This is a genomic window from Bradyrhizobium sp. BRP56 (assembly GCF_020194035.1).
In the GTDB taxonomy this organism is placed as follows: domain Bacteria; phylum Pseudomonadota; class Alphaproteobacteria; order Rhizobiales; family Xanthobacteraceae; genus Bradyrhizobium; species Bradyrhizobium australafricanum.
The window spans coordinates 35446-59098 of sequence record NZ_JADYVV010000016.1 but is presented as its reverse complement, the minus strand read 5'-3'; the positions used below and the strand labels follow the sequence as shown (position 1 = coordinate 59098).

The window sequence follows — 23653 nt, the reverse complement described above, 5'->3', positions numbered from 1 at the left end:
TCATATATTCCTGCCTAACAACACATTGGGAGGTCGGCCATGTACACGCAGGCGCTCAACTCATCCGACGGCGACGATCGCGGCGTCGAGGACGTGGCCCGTGCCAGTCAGTTCCAGGCCCGCATCGATGCCGACGAGCGCATCGAGCCGAATGACTGGATGCCCGCCGCCTACCGCAAGACGCTGACGCGGCAGATTTCCCAGCACGCCCATTCCGAAATCGTCGGCATGCTCCCCGAGGGCAACTGGATCACCCGCGCGCCGTCGCTGCGCCGCAAGGCTGCGCTGCTCGCCAAGGTGCAGGACGAATGCGGCCACGGCCTCTATCTCTACGCCGCCGCCGAGACGCTCGGCACATCGCGCGAGGAGTTGGTCGACGCGATGCTCTCGGGCAAGGCGAAATATTCCTCGATCTTCAATTATCCGACGCTGACCTGGGCCGACATCGGCACCATCGGCTGGCTGGTCGATGGCGCGGCGATCATGAACCAGATCCCGCTGTGCCGCTGCTCCTACGGCCCCTATGCGCGCGCGATGATCCGCGTCTGCAAGGAAGAGTCGTTCCACCAGCGCCAGGGCTTTGAGATCATGGTGACGCTGTGCCGCGGCACCGCGGAGCAGAAGGCGATGGCGCAGAACGCGCTCGATCGCTGGTGGTGGCCGGTGCTGATGATGTTCGGTCCGCCGGACCAGGTCAGCCAGCACAGCGACACCTCGACCAAATGGAAGATCAAGCGCTTCTCCAACGACGAGCTGCGTCAGAAATTCATCGACGCCACCGTGCCGCAGGCCGAATTCCTGGGCCTGACGATCCCCGATCCCGGCATGAAGCAGAACGCAAACGGCAATTGGGAACACAGCCCGATCGACTGGGACGAATTCAAGCAGGTGCTATCAGGCAACGGCCCCTGCAACCGCGATCGTCTCGCCGCGCGCCGCAAGGCGCATGAGGAGGGCGCCTGGGTGCGCGAGGCCGCGATGGCCTATGCCGAGAAGCGCAAGCGCCGCCAGCTCGCGCAAGCCGCAGAATAAGGGAGCGCTAGAGATGGCCACGCCGAACGTTCCGCTCTGGGAAGTCTTCATCCGCAGCCGCAATGGCCTCGCGCACAAGCATGTCGGCTCGCTGCATGCGGCCGACGCGACGCTGGCGCTGCAGGCCGCGCGCGACATCTACACCCGCCGCGGCGAGGGGCTGTCGATCTGGGTGGTGCCCTCGAACGCGATCACCGCGTCCGATCCGTCCGAGAAGGGCATGATGTTCGAGCCGGCGGAATCCAAGATCTACCGTCACCCGACCTTCTACGACGTCCCCGACGAAGTCGGGCACATGTGAATTTCACCCGTCATGGTGAGGAGGCGCGCAGCGCCGTCTCGAACCATGACGCCCGATCGTAACCGCGGCCATCCTTCGAGACGCCTGCTGCGCAGGCTCCTCAGGATGACGTCGAGCAAGTGGATGCAGGTGGAATAGAGAACATGGCAACCGCCAACATCGAAGTCTCCGAAACGCCGCTGGTGCTCTACGCGCTGCGCCGCGCCGACGATGCGCTGATCCTTGGCCATCGGCTGTCCGAATGGTGCGGCCATGCGCCCGCCATGGAAGAGGACATGGCGCTCGCCAATATGGGGCTCGACCTGCTCGGTCAGGCCCGTGAGCTCTACAGCTACGCGGCCAAGGTCGAGGGCCGAGGCAACGACGAAGACAAGTTCGCCTATCTGCGCGACGTCCGGCAGTATCGCAATCTGCTGCTGGTCGAGCAGCCGAACGGCGACTTTGCCCGCACCATGGTGCGGCAGTTCTTCTACGCGGCATTTGCCGATCTCTACTGGCGCGCCATGATGGCCTCGTCCGATCCGACGTTTGCCGCGATCGCGGCGAAGTCGGAGAAGGAGAGTGCCTATCATGTCAGGCATTCGTCGGAATGGATCGTTCGCCTCGGCGACGGCACCGAGGAGAGCCATCGCCGCGCGCAGGATGCGATCGACGACCTCTGGGCCTATACCGGCGAGATGTTCGCGGTCGACGACGGCGAGCGCGGCCTGATCGATGCCGGCATCGCGATCGATCCTGCGGCGCTGCAGCCGCGCTGGCTGAAGACGGTCACCGGCATCATCAACGAGGCGACGCTGTCGTTGCCGAAGAGCGATTGGATGCAGCAGGGCGGCCGCAGTGGCAGCCACAGCGAACATCTCGGCCATCTCCTCAGCGAGCTGCAATCGATGCAGCGGACCTTTCCGGGGGCAACATGGTGACCGTTGCGCTTAGCGATGCCGATCTGCGCCGGCGCGCCTGGAGCGCGGCCGCGCAGGTGGTCGATCCCGAGATCCCGGTGCTGACCATCGCCGATCTCGGCGTGCTGCGCGATGTCGCGGTCCACGACGGTCACGTCGAGGTCGCGATCACGCCGACCTATTCCGGCTGTCCCGCGATGAACATGATCGCGCTCGAGATCGAGCTCGCGCTGGAGCGCGAAGGCATTCATAAGCCGAAGGTCCGCACCGTGCTGTCGCCGGCCTGGACCACCGACTGGATGAGCGAGGACGGCCGCCGCAAGCTCAGGGAGTACGGCATCGCGCCGCCGCTGCCGGGCTCCTCGCGCCGCGCGCTGTTCGGTGAGCAGGCGGTCGCGTGCCCGCAATGCGGGTCAGGCGATACCGAGCTGCTCTCCGAATTCGGCTCGACCTCCTGCAAGGCGCTGTGGCGTTGCAAGAGCTGCCGTGAACCCTTCGATTACTTCAAGTGTCATTGACTATGATGTCGTTATTTGCCGCCAAGGCCGTCATTGCGAGCGAAGCGAAGCAATCCATGCTTCGGCGCACGCTGAGCGATGGATTGCTTCGTCGCTTCGCTCCTCGCAATGACGGGGAGAGATAAGCGATGTCCCTTACACCACGCTTCCACCGCCTGTCCGTCAGCGATCTGCGCCGCGAGGCGTCGGACGCGGTCTCGATGACTTTTGCGATCCCTGACGATCTGCAAGGCGACTACAGTTTCACGCCCGGCCAGTATCTGACGCTGCGCACCACGATGGACGGCGAGGAAGTTCGCCGTTCCTATTCGATCTGCTCCGGTCCCGACGACGGCGAATTGCGCATCGCAGTGAAGAAGGTCGACGGCGGCGCGTTCTCGAACTGGGCGGCAGAGGAATTGAAGACCGGCGACGAGCTCGACGTGATGACGCCGACCGGGCGTTTCGGCGTCGCCCACGTGCCCGGCGAGGCGCGGACCTATGTCGGCTTTGCCGCCGGTAGCGGCATCACGCCGATCCTCTCGATCATCAAGGGCGTGCTGGCGCGCGAGCCGGACAGCCGCTTCTTCCTGTTCTACGGCAATCGCTCGACCGAGGGCGTCATGTTCCGCGAGGCGCTGGAGGAGCTGAAGGACCGCTTCATGCAGCGGCTCTCGGTATTCCACGTCATCTCGGGTGAGGAGCAGGACATTCCGATCCTGCACGGCCGGCTCGACGGCGAGAAGGTGCGGGTGCTGCTGCGCTCGCTGGTGCCGGCTGCGACCGTCGATCACGTCTTCGTCTGCGGACCGGCCGCGATGAGCGAGACCATCGAGGCGACTTGCCGCGAGATCGGCATCGCCGACGCGCGCATCCATGTCGAACGCTTCGTGTCGGAATTCGGCGGCAAGCCGCGGGCGAAGGTCGTCGTTCCGGCCGGCGCGCCGCCGAAGGCGATTGCCGGGCTGATCATCGACGGCAAGCGCCGCGAGGTCCCGGTGGCTGACGGCGAGTCGATCCTCGACGCCGCGCTGCGCGCCGGCATGGACCTGCCGTTCGCCTGCAAGGGCGGCATGTGCTCGACCTGCCGCGCCAAGCTGGTCGAAGGCGAGGCGCCGATGGATTTGAATTATTCGCTGGAGCCGTGGGAGCTGAAGGCGGGGTTCATCCTCACCTGCCAGGCCAAGCCGTGCTCTGAGAAGGTCGTGGTCGACTACGACCACGTCTAGGATTGTCGTCATTCCGGGTTCGCTGCTGCGCATCGCCCCGGAATGACGGAAGTAGCGTTGACGCCTCGTGCGTCGCGCCCAACACTGATTTGACACCAAGAGGCCCTCCGCAACGGGCCCGCGCAAAGGGAGTTCGATGTGAACGTGAAGGCCACGCTATCGTCCGAGGATGTCGCCCGCGCTTGCGCCGACGCGATGTGGAAGGAAGACGACGCCAGCAAGGGCCTCGGCATGGAGCTCGTCGAGATCAGGCCGGGGCAGGCGGTGATGGCGATGACGGTGCAGGCGCACATGGTCAACGGCCAGCGCATCTGTCATGGCGGCTACATCTTCACGCTGGCCGATTCAGCCTTCGCCTTTGCCTGCAACAGCCGCAACGATCGCGCGGTGGCGGCGCAGGGCAATGTCACTTTCATCCGGCCCGGCAAGCTCGGCGACCGTCTGGTGGCGACCGCGCGCGAGATCTCGCGCAATGGCCGCTCGGGAATCTACGACGTGAGCGTGACCTCCGGCGACAGCGTGATCGCCGAATTCCGCGGGCATTCGCGTGTGATACCGGGCACCTGGCTGCCCGACACGGACATCAAGGCATAAGGCTTCAGGGGAAACGTCGATGGCAACGGCAAAGCTCAAGGTCAAGGACAGTGGTTATCACGCCGAGCTCGATGCGGCCGAGCGCGCCTCGCGCGACGAGATCACGGCGCTGCAGACCAGGCGACTGGCCTGGTCGCTCAAGCATGCCTATGACAATGTCGCGCACTACAGGGAGGCGTTCGATGCCGCCGGCGTGCATCCGTCCGATTTCAGGCAGCTTCCCGATCTCGCCAAATTCCCGTTCACGGTGAAGACGGATCTGCGCGACAATTATCCCTTCAACATGTTCGCGGTGCCGCGCGAACAGCTGGTGCGGGTCCATGCCTCCTCCGGCACGACCGGCAAGCCGATCGTGGTCGGCTACACCAGGGCCGACATCGACACCTGGGCGGATGTGATGGCGCGCTCGATCCGCGCCGCCGGCGGCCGCACCGGCATGCTGATGCACAACGCCTATGGCTATGGCCTGTTCACCGGCGGCCTCGGCGCGCATTACGGGGCCGAGCGGCTCGGCTGCACGGTGATCCCCATCTCCGGCGGCATGACCGAGCGGCAGGTGCAGCTCATCAACGACTTCCGGCCCGACATCATCACGGTGACGCCGAGCTACATGCTGGCGATCCTCGACGAGTTCAAGCGGCAGGGCCTTGATCCGCGCAAATCGTCGCTGAAGTTCGGCATCTTCGGCGCCGAGCCCTGGACCAACGCGATGCGCGTCGAGATCGAGCAGGCGTTCGACATGGACGCCACCGACATCTATGGCCTGTCGGAGGTGATCGGTCCCGGCGTCGCGCAGGAATGCGTGGAGACCAAGGACGGCCTGCACATCTGGGAGGACCACTTCTATCCGGAGGTGATCGATCCCCTGACCGGCAAGGTGCTGCCCGACGGCGAGAAGGGCGAGCTGGTGTTCACCTCGCTGACCAAGGAAGCCTTTCCGATCATCCGCTACCGCACCCGCGATCTGACGCGGCTGTTGCCCGGCACGGCGCGGCCCGGCATGCGGCGGATGGAGAAGGTGACCGGCCGCTCCGACGACATGATCATCCTGCGCGGCGTCAACGTGTTCCCGACCCAGATCGAGGAAGCGCTGCTGGCGACCGACTGGTGCGGCGGTCACTTTGTCATCGAGCTGACCCGCGAAGGCCGTATGGACGAGATGACGGTGCTCGCCGAAGCCCGGCCCGAGAGCTGGGACGGCGAGGGGCTGGTTGTTCACGCCGAGAAGGTCTCCGCCTTCATCAAGAACACGATCGGCATCTCGACCCGCGTCCGCGTCGTTGCGCCCGAGACGCTGGAGCGTTCGCTCGGCAAGGCGAAACGTGTTTACGACAAGCGGCCGAAAGAATAGCCTAATCCCTGCAATTCAACAGGGCGCAGGGTATGGCCGACACCAATGAAACGACCGCTGCGGAGATCCTGGCTGATATCCGCGCCGGCAAGGTAACGGCGGTCAGCGTCGTCGAGGCCGCGCTCGATCGTGCGGAGCGGCTCAACCACCTCAACGCCTTTATCGTGTTGAACCGCGACGGTGCGCTGGCCGCGGCGCGCGAGGTCGATGCCGGGACGCGGACCGGCGTGCTGGCCGGGCTTCCGATCGTCGTGAAGGACAACATCAACACATCGGATCTGCCGACATCGGGCGGCACGCCGGCGCTGCAACACGCGCGGCCTGCGCGCAATGCGCCGTCGCTGCAAAAGCTGCTCGACGCGGGCGCCGTGGTCATCGGCAAGACCAATCTGCACGAGCTTGCCTTCGGCATCACCAGTACCAATCTCGCGCCGTTCGCGGGACCGGTGCGGAATCCGTACGACACCAGCCGGATCCCGGGCGGGTCGTCCGGCGGAACGTCGGCGGCGATCGCCGCGCGCATCGCCACCTGTGGCCTCGGATCGGACACCGGCGGGTCGACCCGCGTGCCCGCCGCGTTGACCGGGACCGTGGGCCTTCGGCCTTCGGTCGGCAATGGCGGCGCCGAGCGGCGCTATCACGACGACAATCAGGTGGTTCCGATCAGCCATACCCGCGACACCGTCGGCCCGATGGGACGCACGGTCGCCGATGTCGCGCTGCTCGATGCCGTGATATCAGGCACGCCGCTGGCGTCAGCCGTTCCGCTACGCGGCGTGCGTCTCGGCATTCCCGCCTGTTTCTGGAGCGGCCTCGATCGCGATGTCGAAGCCGTCGCCCGCGCAGCCTGTGCCCGGCTCTCGGCGGCCGGCGCGGTGTTGGTCGATGTCGATATGCCCGATCTGTTTGAGCAGAACGGCAAGGTGTCCTTCGTGGTCGCGCTGCACGAACCGATCGCCGATATCCCGGCCTGGCTTGCCGCTTCAGGGATCGAGGGGATCACGCTGTCCGACATCGCGGCCGGCGTCGCCAGTCCTGATGTCGTCGGCGCATTCGGTGCCATCACTACGGATGCGTTCGGCGCCGCCTATGATGATGCAATCAACGTGCAGCGGCCGGCGCTGCAGGCGATCTATGCCACCTACATCAGGAACAACAGGCTGGACGCCATCCTGTTTCCGACCACGGTCGCGCCCGCGCCGCTGATCGACGAAAAGACCGGGTCCGGCGAGATGTCGGTCAATGGCGGCGCGCAGGTGCCGACCTTCGGCACCATGATCCGCAACACCGATCCCGGCAGCAATGCCGGCCTTCCCGGGCTGTCGCTCTACGCCGGCATGACGCCCGATGGCCTGCCGGTTGGGCTCGAGCTCGACGGTCCGGTCGGCGGCGATGCCAGGCTGCTCGGGCTCGGCCTGTCGATCGAGGCGATCCTGGGCACGGCCCCGCCGCCGAAGCTCTGACTCGGCCTGTCGCAACAAGCCCCTTGAATTGATCGGTCAGTCGATTAGTCATGGCCCGAGGCCATCCGGCCGCCACCATCCGCGTGCCTTGCGGCGCGCTCTATGACCGAGACTGGAACGCTGATGCCGCCGGCCCCGCAAGCAAATCGTCATCCTGTCGACGCGCGCTGCGTCCGCCTGCTGACGAAGGCGGAGAACGCGGCGGCGGTGGCGCCAGCGGTCGAGACTCATGCACTTTCGCGTGGCGACAACGACGTCTTGATCGAGGTGAGGGCCGCCGCGGTCAATCCGTCCGACGTCAAGGCCGCGACCGGGCTGATGCCCTATGCCATATTCCCGCGTACCTCAGGCCGTGACTACGCCGGTGTCGTAATCGATGGTCCCGCTGAATTCATCGGGCGTGAGGTGTTCGGCTCGTCCGGCGACCTCGGCATCCGCCGCGACGGCACCCATGCCACGCATCTGGTGGTCGAGCGCGATGCCGTGGTGGAAAAACCCGCCGGCCTCTCCTGGGACGAAGCCGCCGGGATCGGCGTGCCCTTCGTCACCGCGATGGAGGGCCTGCGCCGCGCCGGCCTGCCGAAGGCGGGCGAGACCGTGCTCGTGATGGGCGTCAACGGCAAGGTCGGGCAGGCCGCGGTGCAGATCGCGAGCTGGCACGGCGCGCGCGTGATCGGCGTGGTGCGCAAGAGCGAGCCCTTTGAAGGCCACAGCAATTCGCCGGTCGAGGTGATCGACGCCTCGACCACCGACGTCGCCGCTCGCGTGCGCGAGCTGACCGGCGGCAAGGGCGCCAACATCGTCTACAACACGGTCGGCGATCCCTATTTCCAGGCCGCGCACAAGTCGCTGGCGCTGCGCGGCCGCCAGATCCTGATCGCGGCGGTCGACCGCATCGTGCAGTTCAACATCCTCGAATTCTACCGCGGCCAGCACACCTATGTCGGCATCGACACGCTTGCGCTGTCGTCGGTTGCGACCGGCGAGGTGTTGCGCGAGCTCGCGCCGGGCTTTGCCGGCGGACATCTGAAGCCATTCCCGATCAAGCCGAGCGCGATCTATCCGCTGGAACAGGCCAAGGCGGCGTTTGTTGCCGTGGCAGGATCGTCGCGCGACCGTGTGATTTTGCGACCCTAGTTCACCGTCATTGCGAGGAGCGAAGCGACGAAGCAATCCATTCTCTCCAGTGTGATAGTATGGATTGCTTCGCGGAGCCTGTCATCCGGCGGCGCTTCGCGCCGACCGGTTGGCTCGCAATGACGAACGTAATTGAAGGACCACTATGGACCCCGCCACGATCGTCATCATTGCCGCCCTGACCATCGGCCTGATCTATGGCTCGGTGGGGCTGCTCAGCGGCTTCTGCATGATGAGCGGCCTGCGCGGCTGGTGGGCGGAGGGCGACGGCCGCCTGGCGCGCACCTATGCGCTGGCGATGGGCGTCGCGATCGCGGCCTCGCAGCTTTTGGCGGCGGCAGGCCTCGTCGATCTCGGCAAGTCGATCTATCTGCAACCGTCCTTCTCGGCGCCGGTGATGTTCCTCGGCGGGCTGCTGTTCGGCTACGGCATGGTGCTGTCGAACGGCTGCGGCTCCCGAGCGCTGGTGCTGCTCGGGCGCGGCAATCTGCGCTCCTTCGTGGTCGTGATCGTGCTCGGCATCTTCGCCGAGATGACGCTGAAGGGCCTGATCGCACCGCTGCGGATCGCGATGGTACAGGCGTCGCAGGCCACGGTGTCAGCCAATTCGGTGCCGGCGCTGCTGGCAGGGATCGGCCTCGGCACGGTGCCGGCGCGGATGGTCGCGGCCTCGGTGCTCGCAGCCGTCTTGATCATCTTCGCCTTTGCCCATGCGCCGTTCCGAAAATCGCCCGGCCAGATCGCGGCCGGCCTGATCGTCGGCCTGCTGGTGGCGGGCGGCTGGTACGCGACAGGCTATCTCGGCGCCGATGATTTCAATCCGGTGCCGGTGACCTCGCTGACCTTCATCGCACCGATCGCCGACGCGTTGCAGTATGTGATGCTGTCGACCGGCTCGACGCTGAATTTCGGCATCGTCACCGTGTTCGGCGTGTTCGCCGGCAGCCTGATCACGGCCATCGCCACCGGGCGCTTCCAGCTCGAAGGCTACCGGTCGCCGCAGCATATGCTGCGCTCGGCGAGCGGCGCCGCGTTGATGGGCGCGGGCGGCGTGATGGCGTTCGGCTGCTCGGTCGGGCAGGGGCTCACTGGCTTGTCGACGCTCTCGCTGTCGTCCCTCATCGCAATCGCCGGCATCATGCTCGGGACCGGGGCGGGGCTGCGCGGGAGCTTGCGGGTCAGGCCGCTTGCGGCCGCCTAGGGCGTGTACTCATAACCGTCGGCTTCCAGTCATAAAGCGGAAGTTGCCCAGTTCGGTAGTTGTCGGCGGCTTATGACCCGAACCTGACCCATTGGTGGATTCTGGCAAACTACCTGCGCGCGTGGTCGGTACTGTCACCATGTTCAGCCACGAGACGGCGCCAATTACGGCTGCGGTCCCGACAGATTCATCTCACGCTCCGCCCGAAACACGTTACCATAGAGAGTTGCTATCCATCGACGGCCGCGAGAAGTGACATTGAGATAGCGTATCGCCGTTTGAATTTGGGGAGCAACGGTCTTCCAGTAAAATTGGGGATACTTATAAACGATGTCTGCCGGCGTCGCGTAGCCCAGCGTTTTGTTGAGCCCGACCTCTTCAAATTCGTAGAACAGCGCGTTCGACTTCCTCAGATAGTGGGGATCGCCGAGCTGCCCGATAAGATCGGCGGCCCGCAGCAGCAACCCCTCTTCTTCTATCAGACTGTCGTTCGAGGATAGCGTATAAGGAAAGCGGGTATATTCGATTGCCCGGGCCACGCGGTTCGCATCCAGCTCTTCCGAGTCCAGGCGCTCGAGGACGAACAATTTCGAGCGGTCCACGTGATACGGAGCAAGCGCGGCATCGGACGATCCTCGAGGCAGACGAATGGTGCCGCCATTTACATCCGCGATAAAGGACTCGTCTTCATCTCCTTGAACAATGCCGCGAACGTACCCGATGTCATGGGTGAGGCACGCCAGAATGAAATTCGCATAATCGTTTGCCGTCGTCGGCCGCAACAGCGCACGTCCGGTTAAGATGTCGTGTCCGGCAAGGGTAACGAGCAATGTATGCTCAACGTTGTGGTACAGGGCGTCGCTGTTACCAATGCACTCCAACGTGAGCTTCGCCGCAAACGGAAGCAGCTCAGTCAAACCGGCATGTGAAGCGCCAAACCGGTCCTTCGTTTCCGCCGTTAGAAACGACCCCAAGGCTTGCGATACCAGTTCCGGAACTGTGATCATTTCAATATCCCTTCAGCTTGCGCAGCAATGATACGTCGAGCACTCGATGTCGGGCAGGGTTGGGGGTATCTAACGATCTCAGCGCAGCAACTCTATAGTAGCCGGCCCCCGCCCGTTGATCTGGATCAATGTAGGCGCCCGGGTCACTGCCCTTTTCGGAAGTGCCGCGCAGGCTATCGAAAGTCAGGTGTCGGAAGTGAAGCGGACGTTACGGTTGCGCGTTCCGACTTCCGAGTTGACCCTCAGCAGACATTCCCACGCCAAAGCGTCCTTGTTATTCAATCGTCGCGCCTCATCGCGCAGTGGCGCGAGCGGATCGCACTCGAGAATGACGTCGTAGTCTAGCGTCGGCCGCCCATCAGGCGCAGCATCATCATGAACAGGTTGATGAAGTTGAGGTAGAGCGACAGCGCACCCAACACTGCCTTGCGGCCGGCCGAAGTGGTGTCATCGCCGCCGTCGTACATCCCCTTGATCCGCTGGGTATCGTAGGCCGTGAGCCCCGCAAAGACGCCGACTCCGATAATGGAAATCATCCAATCGAGCCCGCTCGATCTCAGAAACAGATTGACAAGGCTAGCGATAATGACGCCGATCAAGCCCATAAGCAGGAACGTTCCAAATCCAGACAAGCTTCGCTGGGTACTGTAGCCCCAGATACTGAGCGCGCCGAAGGCCGCCGCTGAGATGAAGAACACTCTGGTGATCGAGGACTGTGTGTAAATGTGGAAGATGGTCGACAATGAAATCCCGACCAGGGCCGCATAGAGGAAAAACAATCCTCGCGCAGCTTCCACCGACAGCGTGTTGATTCGTGCACTGATAAAGAAAACTAGTCCCAGTGGCGCCAGCATTAGCACCCACATCAGCGGACTTTGAAGCAATTCAGGGCCGGTGAACTGATAGGTCAAAAACGCTGCAGCGCCGGTCAAGCCAACGCCGGCGGCCATGTAATTATATACGCGCAGCATAAAAGCGCGAAGGCCGACGTCTATCGCTATGGCGCCGTTTGCGGGGAAGCCCGGCGCAGCTGCATTTCGATCATAGTTCGACATGAGTTGTGTCCTTCTTGAAAGGCTCCTGTGGGAGGTAGCCGACTGTACTCGTGATGTGCGGCTTCATTACCGGGGAGACGGTGCACTCATGATCGCTCCCACGTTTCGGTAACGCCCGGCGAGGTCGCCTCCGCCTTGGTACCGAAGATTGCGCTCATGAACTAAAACAAAAATGCTCATCCCTGAGTCCAACATCCTTCGGTACGTGTTGGGCGGCACTTCCTAGCCGACAGCGTAGTGGCCGGCCGGTGGCAGCGGTCTTGATCTGGATCAATACTAATTGCTCAATCGCGCCCGTTGCCGTTTCGCGATGTCGTTGCCCGCGCGCCGACGAGGCGATCGATTGAGCTGGCCATGTCCGCATTTGGCCCAAGGCCGGCATGCAGCGACGTCGGTTTCGACGTCGGCTTCCGAGACCGACGCGGACGTGACGAATCTATGAGTACGGGCCCTAATTACGCACGCGACGGCGCGTCCGCGAGCGAGCTCAGCGCGATGCCGCCGACGATCAAGGCCGCGGCAATCGCCAGCGAGAGATCGATCGGCTCGCCGAGCAAGAGTGCCGCGGTCACGATGCCGACGATCGGCGTTGCCGTGGTGCCGAGCGAGGTGATCAGTGCCGGCAGGCTCTTGTTGACCATGGACATTGCCCAATAGGCCAGCGCCGTGCCGATGAAGCCGGAATAGAGGAACAGCAGCAGGAGGTGCGGCGACCATGTCACCTCGGGCACGCCTTCGGTGACCAGCGCCGACGTCGTCAGCACCAGCGTCGCGACCAGCACCTGCCACAGCAGGAGCTGCAGCGGTGTCGCGATCCAGCGGTGCGAGCGGATATAGATGATGTTGGCGGCCCAGCAGATCGCGGCGATGATGATCATGCCGGCGCCGGCGAGGACATGCAGATTGCTCCAGTCCAGCGATGCCGGGTTGAGGATCACGCAGAGCCCGGCGAGTCCGAGCGCGACGCCGACAAGCTTGAGCATCCCGAGCCGTTCGGTGCGCGCGGCGGCCGCGGCAAGGGCGACCCAGAGCGGCGTGGTGTAGCCGAGCACGACGCCCTTGCTGGCCGGCAGATAGCGCAGGCCGGCGGCGACCAGCGTCGAGAAGAACGTCATGTGCAGCAGCGCCACGCTGAGCACGACCGGGACATCGGCGATCCGCGGAATGATCAAATTGCCGCTGGCGCGCAGGATGACCAGCAGGGCGATCAGGGCGACCCAGCTGCGGATCGAGGCGGTCCACAGCGGCGGCACCGCCTCGACCAGCGATTTCGTGACCGACCAGTTGATGCCCCAGGCCAGCACCACGACGATGAACAGGGCGGCGGCCCTGGCGGGGGAGAGTGACTGGTTCACGTCAGAATCCTTGCAGGCGATACCGCTTGTGAATAGGATCATGCTGGCTCTCTCGAAAGAGCCAGATTTGGTAGAATAGTGGAGCCAGATTGATCCTCGCCGAATTGCTCGCGCTGAAGCGATCGGACGATGCCGGGCTGGCGGCGCAGTTGACCCAGCAACTGCGCGCGCTGATGGCGAGCGGCCGGATCAGGAGCGGCGCCATGCTGCCGTCGAGCCGCAGCCTTGCGGCCGAGCTCGACGTGGCGCGCAACACCGTGACGCATGCCTATGAGCAACTCGCCGCCGAAGGATATCTGCGGGTCGCGGCGCGGCGGCGGCCGGTTGTGACCGACGATATCGAAGCGCGCTTCGCCAAACCTGCGCTGGCGCCGAAGCGCGAGGCCGCCCGCAAACCGTTGCTGTCGCCCTGGGCCTTGCAGCTCTCCGATAGCGATTGGCCGCTGTCCTACCAGGCGGATTTCCGGCCGCTGCGGCCCGGGCTTGCGGATGCGCGCGAGTTTCCGCACGAGATCTGGGCGCGCTGCTTGCGCCGCAGCGCGTTGCGCCGCCGCTTCAACGACCAGACCGTGGTCAACCGGTCGAGCCTGCGCGAAGCCTTGCGCGATTATCTCGAAGTCAGCCGCGGCGTGCGCGCCGAGGCCGATCAGATCCTGATCCTGCCGACGGCGCAGGCGGCGCTGACGCTGATCGCCGCGACCACCATCGTCGCCGGCGATGCGGTCTGGACCGAGGATCCCGGCTATCCCGGTGCGGCGGCGGCGTTTCGTGCCGCCGGTGCAAACGTCGTCGGTGTCAGGCTCGATCAATGGGGCATGATGCGGACGCGCGCGGCGCGCGCGCCGAAGCTCATCTTCGCGACGCCGTCACATCAGCACCCGACAGGGCGCGTGATGCCGGTCGCACGCCGCACCGAGCTGTTGGCTTCCGCCGAGCCCGGCAAGACCTGGATCGTCGAGGACGATTACGACGGCGAGTTTCACTATGACAGCCGGCCGATGCCGGCGCTGCAGGGGCTCGATCGCGAGGGACGCGTGCTCTATCTCGGCACCTTCGCCAAGGCGATGACCGCCGATATCCGCATCGGCTATCTGGTGGTGCCGCCATCACTGGCGCGGACGATGGAGATCGCGCAGCGCCATCTCGGGCTGATCGCCTCCGTGCATGTCCAGGAGGCGCTGGCCGGTTTCATGGCCGACGGGCATTTCCTGGCGCATGTCAGGCGGATGCGGCGCATCTACCGATCACGCCGGGACCATCTCGCGGCGGCGCTGGTGCGGCAGCTCGAGCCGGTGCTCACCGCCGAGGTGCCGCCGGGCGGCATGCAGCTGATTGCCCGTTTCAAGGACGGCCGTGCGGACCGGGATGCCGTGACGCGCCTGGTCGCCGCCGGCGTCGAGGTGCGCGCACTGTCGAGCCTTGCGCTGGAGCGGCCGCGCGACCACGGCCTGTTGCTCGGCTTCGCCGCCTGGCGCGAGAACGAGATCGGCGCCGCGGTGCGGATCATGGCGAACTGCCTGACCGGCAAGCGCGCGGCGCGTGGATAGAGGGGCGTTCGCACGATTTCGGAATAATGGAAGAATATCCCTGAGTTGCCCGACGTGTCAAGTTGCCTTCGAGCGCGCGACCGGCTCGTCGGCCAGCATGCGATGCGGGCCTGCCGTGACAATCTGCTGAAACTTGCCGGCGCGGGTCTCCTGCACCACGACATTGCGCGGCGCACTGCCGGTATCTGCCGCCGGCTGCGGCGCGATATCGATATAGCGTTCGGCCCAGGCGCCGATCACGTCGGCGACGTAGGCGGCATCCTGTTTGCCGCTCAAGAGATGGTCGGCCTCGGCCAGCGAGACGAAGCTCTTGGGGTGCCTGGCGGCGCTGAAGATATGCGTGGCGTTGTCGATGCCGACGGTGTCGTCGGTCGGCGAATGCATGATCAGCAGCGCCTTGTGCAGCTGCTTCACCTGCGCCATCAACTTCTGCTCGGCGACGTCGTCGAGGAATTCGCGCTTGATGCGGAACGGGCGGCCCGCGAGCGAGACTTCGCCTTCGCCCTGCGTGCGAATGTCCTCGATCCGGTCCCTGAAGAAATGCGTGACATGGACGGGATCGGAGGGTGCGGCGATGGTCGCGACCGCCTTGGCCTCGGGGATTTGACCCGCGGCGGCGAGGATCGCGGCGCCGCCGAGGCTGTGGCCGATCAGGATCGTAGGTGCCTTGTGCGTCGCGCGCAAATGGTCGGCGGCGCGGACCAGATCGGCGACGTTCGACGAGAAGGTCGAGTTGGCGAACTCGCCCTCGCTGGAGCCCAGACCGGTGAAGTCGAAGCGCAGCGTGGCGATGCCCTTGGCCGCGAGCGCGACCGCGATGCGCTTCGCGGCCAGCACATCCTTGCCGCAGGTGAAGCAGTGCGCAAACAGCGCATAGGCCTTGATCGGCCCGTCGGGCGTGTCAAGCGCGGCGGCCAGCTGATGGCCGCCGACACCGGTGAATTGAAAGCGTTCGTGCGGCACGGGCAGGCTCCATCATCCTGTTGGTGTGTCAGTCGCCAGAATAGCGCTGTTCGGCCCAGGGATCACCGCGATTGTGATAGCCACGGACCTCCCAGAAGCCGGGCGCGTCCTCGGTGAGGAATTCGATGCGCTGAAGCCACTTCGCGCTCTTCCAGAAATAGAGGTGCGGTACCACGAGCCGCACCGGGCCGCCGTGCTCCTGCTCCAGCGGCTTGCTCGACCAGCTATGGGCGAGCAGCGCGTCCTCGGCGGCGAAGTCTTCGAGCGGCAGGTTGGTCGTATAGCCGTCATAAGAATGCAGCGCGACGAAGCGTGCATCCTCGCGCGGCTGGCAGGCGGCGAGCAGGTCGCGGGTCGCAAGCCCCTCCCACTGGTTGTCGTAGCGCGACCAGGTCGTGACGCAGTGAATGTCGGAGACGAATTGCATTTGCGGCTGCGCCATGAACTGCTGCCAGGTCCAGTAGATGGTCTGCTCGACCGCGCCGTAGACGTCGAGCCGCCAGCGCTCCTGGGAGATGTTCGGCATCAGCCCGAGATCGAGCACCGGCCAATCCGCCGTCAGATGCTGGCCCGGCGGCAGGCGCTGCTCCTCCGGGCGGGTGACCTTGCCGGTGAGGAATTTGCCCTCGCGTGCCCAGCGCTGCTTGCTGCGGGTCAGCTTGCTCTCGGGCGGTTCCTGATCATCAGTCATGGCGTCGTGCGATCATTCGTGGCGGTGCATCGCGGAGTCACGCTTGGTATCGCGCATGGTCGAGTAGATCAGCAGCGACAGGAAGATCATGCCGCTGAGATAGTAGTAGAACCAGTCCTCATGCCCGATGCTCTTGAAGTAGAGCGCGACCGCCGGCGCGGTGCCGCCGAAGATCGACACCGTGATGGCGTAGGGCAGGCCGACGCCGAGCGCGCGGACATTGGTCGGAAACAGCTCGGCCTTCACGATCGCGTTGATCGAGGTGTAGCCGGCGACGAAGATCCAGGCGCCGCAGATCAGAAGGAAGGCCATGAACGGCGACTTGGTGTCCTTCAGCGCGGTCAGGATCGGGACCGTGCCCAGCGTGCCGGCGATGCCGAAGAAGATCAGCAGCGGCTTGCGGCCGATCTTGTCGGAGAGCCCGCCATAGATCGGTTGCAGGATGGTCGCGAAGATCAGCGAGCCGAAGATCACGAACGTGGTCTGGTCCTCGGTGAGGCCGACCGACAGCTTCACGAAGGTCTGCATGTAGGTGGTAAAGGTATAGAACGCCGCGGTGCCGCCGGCGGTGAGGCCGACCACTAGCAGCAATTCGCGCGGATAGTTCAACAGGCCGACGATCGAGCCTGTCGGCTTGGAAACCTTCTTGGCCTCCTCGAAGGCCTCGGTCTCATGCAGGCTGCGCCGCATGACCGCGGCGACGATCGCGAGCATGGCGCCGATCACGAACGGAATCCGCCAGCCCCAAGCCTTCAGCTCGTCCGGCGTCAAAAACACCTTTTGCAGCAACAGCAGCACGATGATCGCGGTGAGCTGGCCGCCGATCAGCGTGACGTACTGGAAGCTGGAATAGAAGCCGCGGTGCTTGGGATCGGCGACCTCGCTGAGATAGGTGGCGCTGGCGCCATATTCGCCGCCGAGGCTCAGGCCCTCGATCACGCGGGCCAGCGCCAGGATCGCCGGGGCCGCGATGCCGATCGAGGCATAGGTCGGCGTCACCGCGATGATCAGCGAGCCGAAGCACATGCAGACCACCGAGAGCGTCAATGACAGCCGCCGGCCATAGCGGTCGGCGATGAAGCCGAACAGCCAGCCGCCGAGCGGGCGCATCAGGAAGGTCGCGGCAAACAGCACGGCGGCATTGAGCTGCTGCACCACCGGGTCGCTGTGCGGGAAGAATGCCGGCGCGAAATACAGCGCAAACGCCGTGTAGGCGTAGAAATCGTACCACTCGACGAGATTGCCGACCGAGCCGATGAAGATCGCCTTCACCCGCCGCTCGACGTCGTGGATGTCGAGATGATCGCTCGCGGGCTGAGCGGTTTGTTCGGACATGGCATTGCTCCCGGGCTCGTCGGTTCGATTCCGGGGCAAGCTACCTCATTGGGTGACGCGATGTAACCGCTGTCCGGTTCCTCAGGCGTTGTTGCCGAACAGAACGGGCAGTTGACGCGGGCCGCGCACCGTGCCTTCCGACCAGGTGACCTTGCCGGCCGGATCGAGCCGGAAATCAGGGATTCGCTTCAACCATTCCTCAATCGCGACCTGCATCTCCATCCGCGCCAGGTTGGAACCGACGCAACGGTGGATGCCGAGGCCGAATGCGGCGTGGCGGTTCTCCTTGCGGTCGATCACCACCTTGTCCGCTTCGGGGAACATGGCGGGATCGCGATTGGCGGCGGGGAAGGACAGCAGCACCATGTTGCCCGCCTTCACCGGGCAGCCGGAGATCGTGGTCTCCTTCATCACCTCGCGCGCCATCGTCACCGGCGAATAGGCGCGCAGGAATTCCTCGATCGCGGTCGGGATCAGTGCCGGCTCCGCAATCAGGCGCTCGCGATCGGCCGGCGTCTTGGCGAGGTGCCAGAGCGAGGAGCCGATCGCGCTCCAGGTGGTGTCGATGCCGGCGATCAGAAGCAGCCGCAGCGAGCCGAGCACGTGCTCGTCGGTGAGCGGCTGGCCGCCGGGGCCCTTGGCCCGCAGCAGCTGCGAGATCAGATCGTCGCCCGGCTCAAGCTTGCGCTGCTCGAGATGGGCCACGAAGTAGCCGGTCATCTCGCGCACGCCGTTCATCAGCTCGTCTTCGTTCTTGATGCCGAGCTCGAGGATCTGGTGGATCCATTTGATGAAGAGATCGCCGTCCTTCTCGGGAATTCCCAGCATGTGAGCGATGGCGCGCACCGGGATGTGCTTGGTGTAGCGCGCGGCGGCGTCGCAATGGCCATCGGCGATGAATTCGTCGATCAGCTCGTTGCAGATCGCGCGCACCCGCGGCTCCAGCCGCTTCATCGCGTCCGGCGTGAACGGCGGCAGCAGCACCTGCTTGGCGGGCTTGTGCTCCGGCGGATCGGAGGTGATCGGCGGCGCGCGGGCGGTGATCTCGGGGCGGATGTCGCGCACGATGACGCGGCGCGAGGAGAAGTGCTCGGTGTCGTAGGCGATCTCCTTCACCGCCTGATAGGTGGTCGGCATGTAGCATCCGAGGAAGCGCTCGGTATGCACGACGGGCGAGGCCGCGCGCAGCGTCTCCCAGATCGGGAACGGATCGTCGGTCCAGACCGGATCGGTATGGTCGAAATCATGGACCCAGTCGGAGACCGGGGGATGTTCGGGCAGATAGCTTGCGGACGGGGAATCGGACATCAGCTCGTTTCCTTCTCGTTCGATCAAACGCTGGTCGGCTCAACGGGCGGCGCGCGGCCGTCCCCGGCTGGCCGTCATTCCTCGGTGACTTCGATCGCGATTTCCGGGCAATTGGTCTGCGCGAGCCAGGCCTTGTCCTCGAGCCCGGCCGGGACAGTGCCGTCGCCGACCTCATGGGCGTTGCCGTATTCGTCGAGTTCGAACAGTTCGGGGGCGAGTGATTTGCAGCGGGCGTGACCCTGGCACTTGTCCTGGTCGACGCGGATTCTGAGCTTGGACATGCAAGCACCTCCCTCGGCTCTGGCGCATTGTGGGTTGCGCCGGGTTCCTCATTCCGGTTTATGCAAGCCTTGTTAGGCAAGTTCTTGTTTAGGCAAGCTCTTGGCTTGCTTGGGCGGCCGGCCCTCTTAACCGGATCGCCAAGTTATAGTATATTACATTATCGTCGCGCTTGCGCGTCAAGCGAAAATTCAGCGATCATTGCCGCAATGGGACAAATCGTTCGTAAGCCGTTCAAAACCTACCACCATGGCGACCTCCGCGAAGCCCTGATCCAGGCCGCGTTACGCGAGGTCGAGCTCGGTGGTCCCGAGGCGATCAGCATCAAGGCGCTGGCCAAGCAGCTCGGCGTCTCGCAGCCGGCGCCGTACCGGCATTTCGCCGACCGCGAGGCGCTGCTGGAGGCGGTGACCGCGGAAGCATTCCGGCAGTTCAACGTGATCATGCGCGAGGCGATCGAGCAGTCGGGCAAGGGCTCGAAGCTGTCGCGCTTTGCCCAGGCCGCGCTCGCCTTCGGGCTCGAGCGCCACGGCATCTACCGGCTGATGTTCGCGTCCCGCACCATGGCCTGCGCGCCCAAGGGCAGCGAGCTGCACACCGCGGCGATGGAAACGCTGGCACTGCTGATCGAGTCGTTCGAGGCGCCCGCGGTCGGGCTGCTGCGCGAACGGCAGGCGCTGAAGATCTGGGCCGGGCTGCACGGCATCGTGATGCTCGCCGAGCAGGGACTACTGACCGGCGAGTCCGCGCAGATCAGCCGCGAGGAGTTGCTGGACGAAATCGTCGAGCAGACCAAGGCGGCACTCACCGTGGCGCTGCAGGCGACCGAAGATAAGGCGTAGGGCAGATCGTCTGCAGCCTATCCCTTCGTCCCATAGAGATAGATAGCCCCGTCATTGCGAGGAGCTCGCGACAAAATTGCAGAGCAATTTTGCGCTGAAGCGACGAAGCAATCCATCGTTCTGCGCGCTCGGTGACAATGGATTGCTTCGCTTCGCTCGCAATGACGAAGTGGAGGGTCTTGCCCACCTCTCCACCATGAGGGTCAGGATCGCGGCGGCCGCGGATCGATCGGCGTGGTGCCGCGCACGCCCAGAATGTCCTCCAGCACTTTCGCGCCGGCCAGCAGCTGCGCCTCGGCACGCGGCTTGGCGACCATCTGCAGGCCGACGGGCAGGCCCGAGGCGGTGAAGCCGCAGGGTAGCGACAGCGCCGGACAGCAGGCCAGCGTGATCGCGTAGACGATGCCGAGCCATTCGACGTAATTGTCGAACTTCTTGCCGTCGCACTCGGCGACATAGCGGTTCTCGACCGGAAACGGCGCCACGATGGTCGCGGGCGCCAGCAGCAGGTCGTACTTGTCGAAGAATTCGAGCGCACGCGCCGTCATCGCGACGCGCTGCGCCTCGGCGCGTTCGAGCTTCTCGACCGTGAGCTTCAACCCTTCCTCGATGTTCCAGATCACCTCGGGCTTCAGCAAATCGCGCTTGGTGCGCAGCAATTCGGCCTTGCTGATCGCGAAATCGAACGCGCGCAGCACGTGGAAGCATTCATGGGCCTCGCTGAAATCGGGATGCGCCTCCTCGACGATCGCACCGGCTGCCGCGAACCGCTCCGCCGCCTTGCGCGTCACGGCCCTGACCTCGGGATCGACCGGCGTGATGCCGAGATCGGGCGAGTAGGCGATGCGCTTCGGCTTCTGGTTCGAACGCGCGGCCGACAGGAACGACGTCGGCAGCGTGGGCAGCGACAGCGGATCGGCGGCATGCTCGCCGCTCATCGCGTCGAGCAGCAGCGCGAGGTCCTCGACATTGCGCGCCATCGGTCCCTGCTGGCCGAGCGTGCGGTCGACGCCGAATTTCGGCGTCTGCGCGACGCGGCCGATCGACGGCCGGAGGCCGACGATGCCGCAGAAGCTCGCCGGGTTGCGCAGGCTGCCGCCCATGTCGGAGCCGTGCGCGAGCCACGCAGTGCCGCTCGCCAGTGCCGCCGCGGCGCCGCCGGAGGAGCCGGCGGCCGAGCGCGATGTGTCCCAGGGATTGCGGGTCGGGCCGAACACCTCGTTGAAGGTGTTGGCGCCGGCGCCGAATTCCGGCGTGTTCGACTTGGCGTAGATCACGCCGCCATTCTCTTCGAGGCGCTCGACCAGGATGTCCGACTTCGCCGGGACGTTGTCCTTGAAGATCGGCGAGCCCAGCGTGGTCAGCACGCCGGAGACGGCGGTGAGATCCTTGATCGGAACCGGAAGGCCCGCGAGCAGGCCGCGCTCGCTGACCGGTTTCTGCATCAGGGCCTTGGCGTGGGTGCGGGCGCGGTCGAAGCACAGCGTCGGCAGTGCGTTGACCTTGCCGTCCACCTCGGCGATGCGCGTCTCCAGCACGTCGAGCAGATCGAGCGGCGTGACGTCGCCGGCCTTCAGCTTCTCGACGACGGCACACGCCGTTTCCTTCACCAAGCCCTGATCAGCCATGCGCCGTTGCTCCTATGCCTTCTGTTTGCTTGTGCTGTAGAACATTTCCTGCCGTCGTGGCAATGCGACGAGAACCGAAGGGGCAGGGATGGCAGCGTTGTTTTCCGCGCTGGACTGGCGCGCGATGAGCCAGCAGGAGCGTGACCTCGGCTTGAACAACGGCGTTGCCGTCAAGGGCAGCGCCGAGATCGCCGCCGGCTGGGAGCAACGCTCGGCGGCACTGCGGCAAAAGCACGCCGGCCGTCTCGACCTCAGATACGGCTCGCGCGAGCGCAACCGGATCGACTTCCTGAAAGTTCGCGACGGCGCGCCGACGCTGCTGTTCATCCACGGCGGCTATTGGCAGACCCGTGCCAAGGAAGTGTTCACGATCTTCGCCGAGGGGCCGATGGCCCACGGCATCAATGTCGCGCTGATCGGCTATACGCTCGCGCCCGATGCGACGCTCGATGACATCGTCGCCGAGATCCATGCCGGCATCGACTTTCTGGCCGCACAGTTGCCCGCGCTCGGGGCCGCTGCCGAGGGCATCGTGGTGTCGGGCTGGTCGGCCGGCGGACATTTGACATCGCTGGCGCTGTCGAACGGCCATGTCCGGGCCGGCATGGCGATCTCGGGCATCTACGACCTCGAGCCGATCAGGCATTCCTACCTCAACGAAAAGCTGAGGCTCGACGAAGCGGCGTCGTGGCGCAACTCGCCGATGATGGCGGAGGGCGGCACGGCAAAGCCGCTGTCGCTGGTAGTCGGCAGCGCCGAATTGCCGCTGCTGCGCAAGCAGACCGCCGATTTCGCCGGCCATCGCGCCCGTTACGGCTTGCCGGTGACCTATGAGGAGATCGCCGGCGCCGATCACTTCTCCATCATGAACCAGATGCTGGCGCCGCAGGGCCGCATCACGACGCTGATCCGGCAGCTGTTCGAGCGGACGGCGAGTTGACGTCATTGCGAGCGAAGCGAAGCAATCCATCGGTCCGCATATATGGAGAGCCATGGATTGCTTCGTCGCTGTCGCTCCTCGCAATGACGTGGAGAGCTGCCGTCAGCCCCACCCCGACGTCAGCCCGCCATCCACCGTGTAGATCACGCCCGACGTATAGCCCGCGCGGTCGGAGGCGAGGAACGCCATCAGGTCGCCGATCTCGCGTGCATGTGCGGGCCGGCCGAGCGGCAGGCCCTTTTGGAATTCCTTGTAACGGTTCTCGTCGCCGAACTGGTTCCTGGCGCGGGTCTTGAGCAGCGTGACGTGGCGGTCGGTGCCGACGGGGCCGGGGTTGATGCCGACGACGCGGATGTTGTCGGCGAGGCTCTTGCCACCGAGCGCGCGGGTGAAGGCCATCAGCGCCGCATTGCCGGCGCTGCCGCAGATGTAATTGGCGTCGAACTTCTCGCCGGCCGCGCCGATGTCGTTGACGATCACGCCGCCGCCGCGCGCCTTCATCTGGGCATAGATCGCTCGCGTCAGGTTGACATAGCCGAACACCTTGAGCTCCCAGGCGTGCCGCCAGGTCGCCTCGTCGATCTTGTCGATCGAGCCGCCGGGGATATCGCCGGCATTGTTGACCAGGATATCGATGTCGGCGGCCTCCCCGGCGAGACGCGCGAGATCGTCAGACTTGCGCAGATCCACCACGCTGGTCGCGGCAGATATCTGGTGCGCGGAGCGCAGCCGCTCGGCGAGCGCCTTGAGCTGGTCGCCGTTGCGGGCGGCGAGCAGCAAATTGGCGCCTTCCTCGGCAAAGGCTTCGGCGGCGGCCGCGCCAATGCCCTTGGAGGCGCCGGTGATCAGGACACGCTTGCCGCGCAGATGCAGATCCATGGGATGTCTCGCTTGGTATGAGGAGTGGTGTCGGCGAATTTGGTGGGGCAGGGTCGCGCCGCGGTCAACACTGCACTGCAGCGTTGCGCTCGCGCGAAGTTTGGTCCATTGCAGGGCCAT

22 protein-coding genes and 1 pseudogene are annotated in these 23653 nt (G+C 65.0%); 13 read left to right on the top strand and 10 right to left on the bottom strand.

Annotated features, from left to right (window positions below; all coding sequences use genetic code 11):
• Positions 1 to 39 precede the first annotated feature (39 nt).
• The 10 genes from paaA (at position 40) to I6F38_RS13905 (ending at position 9704) form a co-directional block, all read left to right on the top strand.
• A complete protein-coding gene (gene paaA / locus I6F38_RS13950; protein WP_225160738.1) occupies positions 40 to 1032 on the top strand; it encodes a 1,2-phenylacetyl-CoA epoxidase subunit PaaA in 993 nt (330 codons plus the stop codon).
• 13 nt (positions 1033 to 1045) lie between these two features.
• Positions 1046 to 1333: a 1,2-phenylacetyl-CoA epoxidase subunit PaaB gene (gene paaB / locus I6F38_RS13945; RefSeq protein ID WP_016842890.1), complete on the top strand. Its 288-nt coding sequence runs from the start codon at positions 1046 to 1048 to the stop codon at positions 1331 to 1333.
• Positions 1334 to 1476: 143 nt separating this feature from the next.
• Positions 1477 to 2253, top strand: coding sequence for a 1,2-phenylacetyl-CoA epoxidase subunit PaaC (paaC, locus tag I6F38_RS13940; protein ID WP_225160737.1), 777 nt, complete (start codon positions 1477 to 1479; stop codon positions 2251 to 2253).
• Positions 2247 to 2750: a 1,2-phenylacetyl-CoA epoxidase subunit PaaD gene (paaD, locus tag I6F38_RS13935; RefSeq protein WP_225160736.1), complete on the top strand. Its 504-nt coding sequence runs from the start codon at positions 2247 to 2249 to the stop codon at positions 2748 to 2750. Before paaC ends, paaD begins: the two co-directional genes overlap by 7 nt.
• A gap of 128 nt (positions 2751 to 2878) precedes the next feature.
• Complete coding sequence (paaE, locus tag I6F38_RS13930; RefSeq protein WP_225160735.1) at positions 2879 to 3958, top strand: 1,2-phenylacetyl-CoA epoxidase subunit PaaE; 1080 nt, start codon at positions 2879 to 2881, stop codon at positions 3956 to 3958.
• 138 nt (positions 3959 to 4096) lie between these two features.
• Positions 4097 to 4552, top strand: a complete 456-nt coding sequence (gene paaI / locus I6F38_RS13925; RefSeq protein ID WP_225160734.1) for a hydroxyphenylacetyl-CoA thioesterase PaaI — start codon at positions 4097 to 4099, stop codon at positions 4550 to 4552.
• A gap of 19 nt (positions 4553 to 4571) precedes the next feature.
• A complete protein-coding gene (paaK, locus tag I6F38_RS13920) occupies positions 4572 to 5903 on the top strand; it encodes a phenylacetate--CoA ligase PaaK (protein WP_225160733.1) in 1332 nt (443 codons plus the stop codon).
• A gap of 32 nt (positions 5904 to 5935) precedes the next feature.
• Positions 5936 to 7366, top strand: a complete 1431-nt coding sequence (gene iaaH, locus I6F38_RS13915; RefSeq protein WP_225160732.1) for an indoleacetamide hydrolase — start codon at positions 5936 to 5938, stop codon at positions 7364 to 7366.
• Between the two features lie 123 nt (positions 7367 to 7489).
• A complete protein-coding gene (locus I6F38_RS13910; protein WP_225160789.1) occupies positions 7490 to 8503 on the top strand; it encodes a zinc-binding alcohol dehydrogenase family protein in 1014 nt (337 codons plus the stop codon).
• A 145-nt stretch (positions 8504 to 8648) separates the two neighbouring features.
• A complete protein-coding gene (locus tag I6F38_RS13905) occupies positions 8649 to 9704 on the top strand; it encodes a YeeE/YedE family protein (RefSeq protein ID WP_225160731.1) in 1056 nt (351 codons plus the stop codon).
• 164 nt (positions 9705 to 9868) lie between these two features.
• Here I6F38_RS13905 and I6F38_RS13900 read toward each other — a convergent pair whose 3' ends face one another.
• The 3 genes from I6F38_RS13900 to I6F38_RS13890 form a co-directional block, all read right to left on the bottom strand.
• The gene (locus tag I6F38_RS13900) at positions 9869 to 10711 is read right to left on the bottom strand and encodes a metal-dependent phosphohydrolase (protein WP_225160730.1); all 843 of its coding nucleotides are present in this window, start codon (positions 10709 to 10711) and stop codon (positions 9869 to 9871) included.
• Positions 10712 to 11052: 341 nt separating this feature from the next.
• Positions 11053 to 11766: a Bax inhibitor-1/YccA family protein gene (locus I6F38_RS13895; protein ID WP_225160729.1), complete on the bottom strand. Its 714-nt coding sequence runs from the start codon at positions 11764 to 11766 to the stop codon at positions 11053 to 11055.
• Positions 11767 to 12221: 455 nt separating this feature from the next.
• Positions 12222 to 13163, bottom strand: coding sequence for a DMT family transporter (locus I6F38_RS13890; protein WP_225160728.1), 942 nt, complete (start codon positions 13161 to 13163; stop codon positions 12222 to 12224).
• A 47-nt stretch (positions 13164 to 13210) separates the two neighbouring features.
• On the opposite strand from I6F38_RS13890, the gene I6F38_RS13885 reads away from it, so the two are divergent.
• Positions 13211 to 14668 (top strand): PLP-dependent aminotransferase family protein, encoded by a 1458-nt coding sequence (locus I6F38_RS13885; RefSeq protein ID WP_225160727.1) that lies wholly within the window; start codon positions 13211 to 13213, stop codon positions 14666 to 14668.
• Positions 14669 to 14743: 75 nt separating this feature from the next.
• Here I6F38_RS13885 and I6F38_RS13880 read toward each other — a convergent pair.
• The 5 genes and pseudogenes from I6F38_RS13880 to I6F38_RS13860 all read right to left on the bottom strand — a co-directional run.
• Positions 14744 to 15631: pseudogene (locus I6F38_RS13880) on the bottom strand (alpha/beta hydrolase); the annotation flags it as partial.
• A gap of 28 nt (positions 15632 to 15659) precedes the next feature.
• Positions 15660 to 16322: a sulfite oxidase-like oxidoreductase gene (locus I6F38_RS13875; RefSeq protein ID WP_225160726.1), complete on the bottom strand. Its 663-nt coding sequence runs from the start codon at positions 16320 to 16322 to the stop codon at positions 15660 to 15662.
• Positions 16323 to 16334: 12 nt separating this feature from the next.
• Positions 16335 to 17657: an MFS transporter gene (locus tag I6F38_RS13870; RefSeq protein ID WP_225160725.1), complete on the bottom strand. Its 1323-nt coding sequence runs from the start codon at positions 17655 to 17657 to the stop codon at positions 16335 to 16337.
• A gap of 81 nt (positions 17658 to 17738) precedes the next feature.
• On the bottom strand, positions 17739 to 18965 hold the full coding sequence (locus tag I6F38_RS13865) for a cytochrome P450 (RefSeq protein ID WP_225160724.1): 1227 nt from the start codon (positions 18963 to 18965) through the stop codon (positions 17739 to 17741).
• Between the two features lie 74 nt (positions 18966 to 19039).
• Positions 19040 to 19246: a ferredoxin gene (locus I6F38_RS13860; RefSeq protein WP_016842874.1), complete on the bottom strand. Its 207-nt coding sequence runs from the start codon at positions 19244 to 19246 to the stop codon at positions 19040 to 19042.
• A gap of 207 nt (positions 19247 to 19453) precedes the next feature.
• Here I6F38_RS13860 and I6F38_RS13855 point away from each other — a divergent pair, with 207 nt between their 5' ends.
• The gene (locus tag I6F38_RS13855; protein WP_092083280.1) at positions 19454 to 20086 is read left to right on the top strand and encodes a TetR/AcrR family transcriptional regulator; all 633 of its coding nucleotides are present in this window, start codon (positions 19454 to 19456) and stop codon (positions 20084 to 20086) included.
• Between the two features lie 203 nt (positions 20087 to 20289).
• Here I6F38_RS13855 and I6F38_RS13850 read toward each other — a convergent pair whose 3' ends face one another.
• A complete protein-coding gene (locus I6F38_RS13850; protein WP_225160723.1) occupies positions 20290 to 21714 on the bottom strand; it encodes an amidase family protein in 1425 nt (474 codons plus the stop codon).
• An 88-nt stretch (positions 21715 to 21802) separates the two neighbouring features.
• Here I6F38_RS13850 and I6F38_RS13845 point away from each other — a divergent pair, with 88 nt between their 5' ends.
• Entirely contained in the window at positions 21803 to 22654 is an 852-nt protein-coding gene (locus I6F38_RS13845) for an alpha/beta hydrolase (RefSeq protein ID WP_225160722.1), read from the top strand.
• Positions 22655 to 22756: 102 nt separating this feature from the next.
• On the opposite strand, the gene I6F38_RS13840 is transcribed toward I6F38_RS13845, so the two are convergent.
• Positions 22757 to 23533, bottom strand: a complete 777-nt coding sequence (locus I6F38_RS13840) for an SDR family oxidoreductase (protein ID WP_225160721.1) — start codon at positions 23531 to 23533, stop codon at positions 22757 to 22759.
• Between the last annotated feature and the right edge of the window lie 120 nt (positions 23534 to 23653).